Origin of the sequence: Streptomyces botrytidirepellens (assembly GCF_003721215.1) — a bacterium.
Taxonomy (GTDB): Bacteria; Actinomycetota; Actinomycetes; order Streptomycetales; family Streptomycetaceae; genus Streptomyces; species Streptomyces himastatinicus.
Genome location: NZ_RIBZ01000208.1, coordinates 1 through 6,867, shown reverse-complemented (window position 1 = coordinate 6,867; position 6,867 = coordinate 1). Strand labels below are relative to the sequence as shown.

Here is a 6,867-nt window from a genome sequence, read left to right as displayed (position 1 = left end):
CCGTCCGCGCCGCGGCGCGCGGGCGAGGCGGTGAGCCCGGCCCGGCCGAGGGCGGCGCGCAGCGCGGCGGTGCCGTCCGGGTGCTCGTCGGTGTCGGTGACCTCGACCGCGAGGGAGGCCGTCGCCTGGGTGAAGTCGCTGGTGGAGCTGGACCGCAGCAGCTTGCCACCGTCGATGACCACCACGTGGTCGCAGGTGCGCTCCAGTTCGCCGAGCAGGTGCGAGGTGACCAGGACCGAGATGCCGAAGTCGGTGTGGATGCGGCGGATCAGGCCGAGCATGTCGTCGCGGCCGACCGGGTCGAGGCCGTTCGTCGGCTCGTCCAGCAGGACCAGCTTCGGGTCGTGCACCAGCGCCTGGGCGAGCTTCACGCGCTGCTTCATGCCGGTCGAGTAGCCGCCGATGGGGCGATATCGCTCCTCGTACAGCCCGACGTGGCGCAATGTGTCGGCGGTGCGCTCGCGGGCGGCGGACGGCGGCAGACCGGACATGCGCGCCATGTGGACGACGAACTCCGTCGCCGACACATCGGGCGGCAGGCAGTCGTGCTCGGGCATGTAGCCCACGCTCTCGCGGATGGCGCTGCCCTCGGTGGCCACGTCGAGGCCGAGGACGGCGGCGCGGCCCTCACTGGCGGGGGACAGCCCGAGCAGGATCTTGATCAGAGTCGACTTGCCGGCGCCGTTGGCACCCACCAGGCCGGTAACGCCCGGGGTGATGTCGACGGACAGCCGGTCGAGCGCGGTGACCCTGGGGAACCGCTTGCTCAGGCTTTCGGTGGCGATCACAGTCACGTGTTCGACGGTAGTGGTGTGAGCCACAGTCCACGTCACCCCAGACGGTTGGATTTCCCTACTCCTCGGGTCTGACACGCCCGTAAGGGGAAGGCCCACCCCGGGACGGAGGACCCCGTCCCGGGTCAGGGGAGGACGGCATGGCGGACGGGACGACGGGCGGGATCGCGGGAGCGGCCGAGCGCACGGTCCCCACGGACGGCGTGGAGCTGTGCGTCGCCGAACTGGGCGACCCGGCGCGGCCCACGGTCGTGCTGCTGCACGGCTATCCGGACAGCAAGGAGGTGTGGGCCGCGGTCGCGTCCGGGCTCGCCGCGCGCTGGGGCTTCCATGTCGTCCTGTACGACGTGCGCGGCTGCGGCCGCTCGACGGCCCCGGCGCCGCTGCGCGGCGGCTTCACCCTGGAGAAGCTGACCGATGACTTCCTGGCGGTGGCCGACGCCGTCAGCCCGGACCGGCCGGTGCATCTCGTCGGCCATGACTGGGGGTCGGTGCAGGGGTGGGAGTTCGTCAGCGTGGGGCGCGCCGAGGGGCGGATCGCCTCGTTCACCTCGCTGTCCGGCCCGTCGCTGGACCATTTCGGGCACTGGGTCAGAAGGCGGCTGACCCGGCCGACCCCGCGCCGGGCCGCCCAGCTCCTCGGCCAGTCCGCCCGGTCCTGGTACGTGACCGCGCTGCACCTGCCCACGATCCCCGAGGCGCTGTGGCGCGGCTGGTTCGGCAGGCGCTGGCCCCGGCTGCTGGAGCGCATGGAGCGGGTGCCGAGCGACGGCTATCCGACCGCGTCGCTGCCGGAAGACGCCGCCCACGGCGCCTGGTTGTACCGCGACAACATCCGGAAGCGGGTCCTCCGGCCCCGCGGCGACCCGTACGCCCATGCCCCGGTCCAGCTGATCGTCCCCACCCGGGACCCGTTCCTGTCGGTGCGGCTGTACGACGAGCTGGAGACCTGGGTGCCCCGGCTGACCCGACGCACCCTGGCCGCCCGGCACGGAATGCCGCGCTCCTGCCCCGGTCAGCTCACCGCGTGGATCGGCGAGTTCGTCACCTCGGTCGAGAGGGACGCGTCGGTCGAGAAGGGCGCCTGAGTCGAGAACGAAGCCGGGCGGGGTACGAAGCCGGGCGGGGTCACGCCCGGGCGGCGTCCGGGGCGAGACGGGCCCGGGCGCGCTCCGGGTAGCGGGCGGTGAACAGGGCGGGCAGGACGAACCCGGCGGCCTGCACCGCCAGCGGCACCCAGCTGTCCAGACCGGCGGCCACCGAGGCGGCCAGCGCCGCGGCGGTCAGGGTGAAGGCGACCGCCCAGACCGAGGAGATCACCACGTTGATCCGCCGGAACACCGCGGTGTGCCACACCTCCCGCGGCGCCTGCCGCCGGGCGATACCGGTGGTGAAGGGGTGCCCGATCACGAGCGTCGCCCAGGCGGTGACGGCCAGCCAGCCCATCGCCAGCCCGCCGCCGTAGTCCTTGAGGCCGCTGTCGGGGCGGGCGAAGGCCCACGTGGTCAGCGCCGCGAAGAACAGCACCGTGCTGGCGTCCAGGATCAGGGCGTCCGCGGCCACCCCCTCCCTGCGGCACTGGATCAGCAGCCAGCCGCCCAGCACCAGCCCGGCCAGCGCGCCCCACTGCCAGCCCAGCATCGCCACGACGGAGAAGGCGATCCATGGGGCAAAGCCGCGCAGGTAACCCATGTCCGCTCCCCCTCGATCGCTCGGTCCCGGTGAGTCCGCCGCCGTGCGGCTGTAACCGCGCGTGCCCCCGACCGGCACGAAAAAACCCTCGACCCGCAGGGCTGGGTGGAGACCGACACCATGGGTGGAGACCGACACCAGCCGCAGCGTCGCCGCGATCCGATGTCCCGCCGGGCTTTCTGCGCTTCCCCGGCTGAGCGTGAGCGTCAGGTGTGGAGTCCGGGCGCGCCCCACACCGGGAACCACCGGCTCAGGTCCTGCTCGATCCGCAGATCGTCCCCGAGCAGCGCCCGCACCTGAAGTTCCAGCGCGTTGTCCCGCTTCTCGGCGGCGCCCGGCAGCGGTGCGAAGGGGTAGAACGTACCGCGCTTGTAGAGGTAGACGAGCGCGAGCGAACGCCCCGCCGCCTCGTGGAACCCGAGCAGCGAGCACAGCAGCTGCGGGCCGAACCCCCCGTCCTGGAGCAGCGTGTTGACCGCGTGCAGGTCGTTCACCAGGGCCGCCACGTCGTCCGGTGGCTGCCGGGCCAGCAGCCAGGTGTAGCCGTAACCGTCCTGGCTGAACTCCACCGGCACCCCGCCCCGGTCGGTGTCCGCGTCCAGCAGTTCCCGTACGTCGCTCTGGAGGCGGCCGAAGGCGCCGCCCTCGACGCTGGCGAAGCAGACCGACCCGAGCCCCGTCGGGGTGAACCCGGCCCCCGCCTCCAGGGTGACCGCGGCCGACGGCAGCCCGAAGAGCTGGTCGAGGTCGGGCCGTACGGGCTTGCTGCGGCCGAGGATGACGTCGAGGAATCCCATGCGCCCTCAGCCCCTCCCCGGCTGGCCCAGCTGGGCGGAGATGCGCCCGAGCTGGTCGAGCCGCCGCTCCAGCGTCGGATGCGAGGACAGCAGCGTGCTGAGGCTCTGCCCGGAGAGCGCCGGGGCGAAGAAGAAGGCATTGAACGGCTCGACCTTGCGCAGATCGCGGGTCGGGATGCGGGCCATCTGCCCGGTCACCTTGGTGAGGGCGGCGGCGAGCGCCGAGGGGCGGCCGGTCAACAGGGCACTGGCCCGGTCGGCGGACAGCTCGCGGTAGCGGGACAGCAGCCGGGTCAGCAGAAAGCTGATCGCGTACACCACGGCGCTGACCAGCGGGATCAGCAGGACCGCGATGCCTACGTTGTTGTTGCGGCTGCTGCGGGAGAGCCCGCCCCACAGGGCGGCCCGGGTCATGATGCCCGCCAGCACGCCGAGGAACGAGGCGATGGTCATGACCGCAACGTCGCGGTGCGCGACGTGAGACAGCTCATGGGCGAGGACGCCTTCCAGCTCGTCCGGCTCCAGCCGCCGCAGCAGCCCCGTCGTCGCGCACACCAGCGCGTTCTTCTGGCTGCGCCCCGTCGCGAACGCGTTCGGCACATCGGTGTCGGCGATCGCCACCCGCGGCTTCGGCATGTCGGCCAGCGCGCACAGCCGGTCCACCACGCCGTGCAGCTCGGGCGCCTGCTGCGGGGTGACCTCCCGTGCGCCCATGCTGAACGCCGCGATCTTGTCGCTGAACCAGAACTGCGCGATGAACAGCCCGCCCGCGATGAGCAGGATCAGCGGCCAGGCACCGCGCAGCAGCGCGATCAGCACACCGACGAAGACCACGTAGAGCAGGCCGATGAGGAACATGGTCACGACCATGCGGGTGGTCAGCCCACGGTCGGGGGCGTAGCGGGTATGCGGCATGGGTGCCTCCACAGTCACTGCGGCAGCGGGAGCCTCTCTACCCGATTCTGCTCCTCATTCCGGCCTTCGCGGCATCTGCGGCGCATGCGGCATAACGGAACCCGGTGTCCCTCGGGCCTCGGAGCGCGTCGTCAGAGGGCCGCCACCCGCTCCGCGCCCTCCGTGGCGATCTTCTCGAAGACCCCGGGGTCGGCTTCGAAGACCGAGTCGGCGATCGGCCAGTGCAGCACGATCTCGTCGATGCCCAGCCGCGCGTGCTCGCCCGCGAAGTCGACGAAGGCGTCCACCGAGCCGAGCGGACGGGTACCGTCCGGGGTGAAGCCGGTGAGCAGGATCTTGTCCGGCTCGTCGGCCCGCCCGGCGTCGGCGCAGGCCTTGCCGAGCCGCTCGACCTGGCGGCCGATGGCGGCCAGCGAGTCGGCGGGCGTCCCCGTCTCGAAGAGCTTCGGGTCGCCCGTGGTCACCCACGCCTGCCCGTACCGCGCCGCGAGCCGCATCCCGCGCGGGCCGGTCGCCGCGACCGCGAACGGCAGCCGGGGGCGCTGCACACAGCCGGGGATGTTGCGCACCTCGCGCGCGCTGTAGTGCTCGCCCTCGTAACTCACCACGTCGTGCGTCAGCAGCCGGTCGAGCAGCTCGGTGAACTCGCCGAACCGGTCCGCCCGCTCCCGCGGCGTCCACGCCTCCTCCGCGCCGCGCAGCAGCGCCGTCGCGTCGAAGCCGGAGCCGCCCGCGCCGATGCCGAGCGTGACGCGCCCGCCGGAGATGTCGTCCAGCGAGATCAGCTCCTTGGCGAGCGTCACCGGGTGCCGGAAGTTGGGGGAGGTGACCAGCGTGCCCAGCCGCAGCCGGGAAGTCGCCGCGGCGGCCGCCGTCAGCGTCGGCACCGCCCCGAACCAGGGCCCGTCACGGAAGCTGCGCCAGGACAGGTGGTCGTAGGTGTACGCCGCGTGGAAACCCAGTTCCTCGGCGCGCTGCCATAGCTCCCTGCCGCCGTCGGCCCAGCGGTCGACGGGCAGGATCACGGTGCTCACTCGCATGGCGTCGAGCCTAAGCGCTACCTCTGACAGCGGCGCACGGCCCGGCCGCCGCGGTGGGGGGACCCCCGTCGAGCGCCCTTCCCTCACCGGTGAGCGGCCCATACGGGAAGATGGGGGCCGTGACCCCAGCCATCGAGCAGCCCGAGAACCCGGCCCCCGACCGTTCCGCCTCCGCCACACCCCGCCCCCGGCTGATCGCCACCGACCTCGACGGCACCCTGCTGCGGGACGACAAGACGGTCTCGGACCGCACCGTCGAGGCCCTGGCCGCGGCCGAGCGGGCGGGCATCGAGGTGTTCTTCGTCACCGGCCGCCCGGCCCGCTGGATGGACGTGGTCAGCGCCCATGTGCACGGACACGGCCTGGCGATCTGCGCGAACGGCGCCGCCGTGGTCGACCTCCACCAGGGCGGGCTGCTGGTCGAGGTCCGCCCGCTGGCCGCCGGCCGGGCGCTGGCCGTCGTGGAGGCGCTGCGCCGGGCCGCCCCCGGCACGTCCTTCGCGGTCGAGCGCAGCGGCGGCATCTTCTACGAGCCGGAGTACCCGCCCTTCCACCTCGACCCGGGCGCGATCATCGCCCCCGCCGAGAAGCTGCTCGAGGACGGCTTCCCGCACGCCGACACCCCCGTCCTCAAGCTGCTCGCCCACCACAAGGAGCTGGCGCCGGACGCCTTCCTCCAGCTGGCCCGCACCGCCGCGGGCGAGCACGGCGCCTTCACCCGCTCCAGCCCGTCCGCCCTGCTGGAGGTCAGCGGGCCGGGGGTCTCCAAGGCATCCACCCTGGCCATGTGCTGCGCCGAGCGCGGCATCGCCGCGGAGGAGGTCGTGGCGTTCGGCGACATGCCCAACGACCTGGAGATGCTGACCTGGGCGGGCACCTCGTACGCCATGGCCAACGCCCACCCGGAGGTGCTCGCCGCGACCACGCACCGCACCGGCGCCAACACCGAGGACGGCGTCGCCGCCGTCATCGAGCGGATCCTCGCCGGATAGCCGGACGACGACACGGAACCGCCCCCGGCCGGTGTGCCGGAGGCGTTCGTGTCCGAGCGGAGTCGGCTTACCAGAAGATGACGGCGTACCCGTTGCCGCCCGTGGTGCCGTCGCGGCCCGGGTTGCCCGGGACGGTGGCACTGCCGGCGCCACCGCCGGCGCCGCCGTTGCCGCCCGCGCTGGTGTTCGTCAGGGGAAGCCCCACGATGCCGTCGACCGCCTCGCCGCCCTCACCGCCGTCGACGCCGTTCTCGCCGTCCTCGCCGGTCCGGTTGACCACGTAGATGCTGTTGCAGGCACCGGTGCCTCCGGTGCCCCCGGTGCCCGGCGTGCCCGGGGTCGTACCGATCGCTCCACCGCCGCCGGTGCCACCGAGACCGCCGCCGGCGATGAGCTGGGGACCGAGGATGGAGGCCAGGCTCGTCGGGCCGCCGTTACCACCGGTCGTACCCCCGGTGCCGTTCGCGGCGCCACCGGGACCGCTGGTACCGGCGGTGCCGCCGGTACCCAGGTCCACCGTGTAGGTGGCGAACGGCACGACCGGGATGACACACCAGGTGAAGCCGCCGGCCCCGCCGCCACCGCCGGTGCCGCCCGCGGCGGCGCTGCTCCCGCCGCCACCGCCGCCGCCACCGCC

Annotated in this window: 6 protein-coding genes and 2 pseudogenes; 2 read left to right on the top strand and 6 right to left on the bottom strand. The window is 73.3% G+C overall.

All coding sequences use genetic code 11. The features are described 5' to 3' along the window. On the bottom strand, positions 1 to 821 hold an 821-nt coding region (locus EEJ42_RS16055; RefSeq protein WP_148081969.1), incomplete at its 3' end, for an ABC transporter ATP-binding protein. A 113-nt stretch (positions 822 to 934) separates the two neighbouring features. On the opposite strand from EEJ42_RS16055, the pseudogene EEJ42_RS16050 reads away from it, so the two are divergent. Continuing rightward, positions 935 to 1,852 (top strand): annotated as a pseudogene (locus EEJ42_RS16050) (alpha/beta fold hydrolase); the annotation flags it as partial. Positions 1,853 to 1,922: 70 nt separating this feature from the next. Here EEJ42_RS16050 and EEJ42_RS16045 read toward each other — a convergent pair. The 4 genes from EEJ42_RS16045 to EEJ42_RS16030 form a co-directional block, all read right to left on the bottom strand. Continuing rightward, the gene (locus tag EEJ42_RS16045; protein ID WP_184503113.1) at positions 1,923 to 2,486 is read right to left on the bottom strand and encodes a hypothetical protein; all 564 of its coding nucleotides are present in this window, start codon (positions 2,484 to 2,486) and stop codon (positions 1,923 to 1,925) included. Positions 2,487 to 2,692: 206 nt separating this feature from the next. Next, the gene (gene pspAB / locus EEJ42_RS16040; protein WP_123100611.1) at positions 2,693 to 3,283 is read right to left on the bottom strand and encodes a PspA-associated protein PspAB; all 591 of its coding nucleotides are present in this window, start codon (positions 3,281 to 3,283) and stop codon (positions 2,693 to 2,695) included. 6 nt (positions 3,284 to 3,289) lie between these two features. Further along, the gene (gene htpX / locus EEJ42_RS16035; protein WP_123100610.1) at positions 3,290 to 4,198 is read right to left on the bottom strand and encodes a zinc metalloprotease HtpX; all 909 of its coding nucleotides are present in this window, start codon (positions 4,196 to 4,198) and stop codon (positions 3,290 to 3,292) included. Between the two features lie 131 nt (positions 4,199 to 4,329). Continuing rightward, positions 4,330 to 5,238: an LLM class flavin-dependent oxidoreductase gene (locus EEJ42_RS16030; RefSeq protein ID WP_123100609.1), complete on the bottom strand. Its 909-nt coding sequence runs from the start codon at positions 5,236 to 5,238 to the stop codon at positions 4,330 to 4,332. Positions 5,239 to 5,348: 110 nt separating this feature from the next. On the opposite strand from EEJ42_RS16030, the gene EEJ42_RS16025 reads away from it, so the two are divergent. Beyond that, a complete protein-coding gene (locus EEJ42_RS16025; RefSeq protein ID WP_184503112.1) occupies positions 5,349 to 6,230 on the top strand; it encodes a Cof-type HAD-IIB family hydrolase in 882 nt (293 codons plus the stop codon). Positions 6,231 to 6,297: 67 nt separating this feature from the next. On the opposite strand, the pseudogene EEJ42_RS16020 reads toward EEJ42_RS16025, so the two are convergent. After that, positions 6,298 to 6,867: pseudogene (locus EEJ42_RS16020) on the bottom strand (hypothetical protein); the annotation flags it as partial.

Excerpts from the sequence above, each read along its gene's own strand:
- EEJ42_RS16045 (WP_184503113.1), bottom strand. The coding sequence starts at position 2,486 with ATGGGTTACCTGCGCGGCTTTGCCCCATGGATCGCCTTCTCCGTCGTG.
- pspAB (WP_123100611.1), bottom strand. The coding sequence starts at position 3,283 with ATGGGATTCCTCGACGTCATCCTCGGCCGCAGCAAGCCCGTACGGCCC.
- htpX (WP_123100610.1), bottom strand. The coding sequence starts at position 4,198 with ATGCCGCATACCCGCTACGCCCCCGACCGTGGGCTGACCACCCGCATG.
- EEJ42_RS16030 (WP_123100609.1), bottom strand. The coding sequence starts at position 5,238 with ATGCGAGTGAGCACCGTGATCCTGCCCGTCGACCGCTGGGCCGACGGC.
- EEJ42_RS16025 (WP_184503112.1), top strand. The coding sequence starts at position 5,349 with ATGGGGGCCGTGACCCCAGCCATCGAGCAGCCCGAGAACCCGGCCCCC.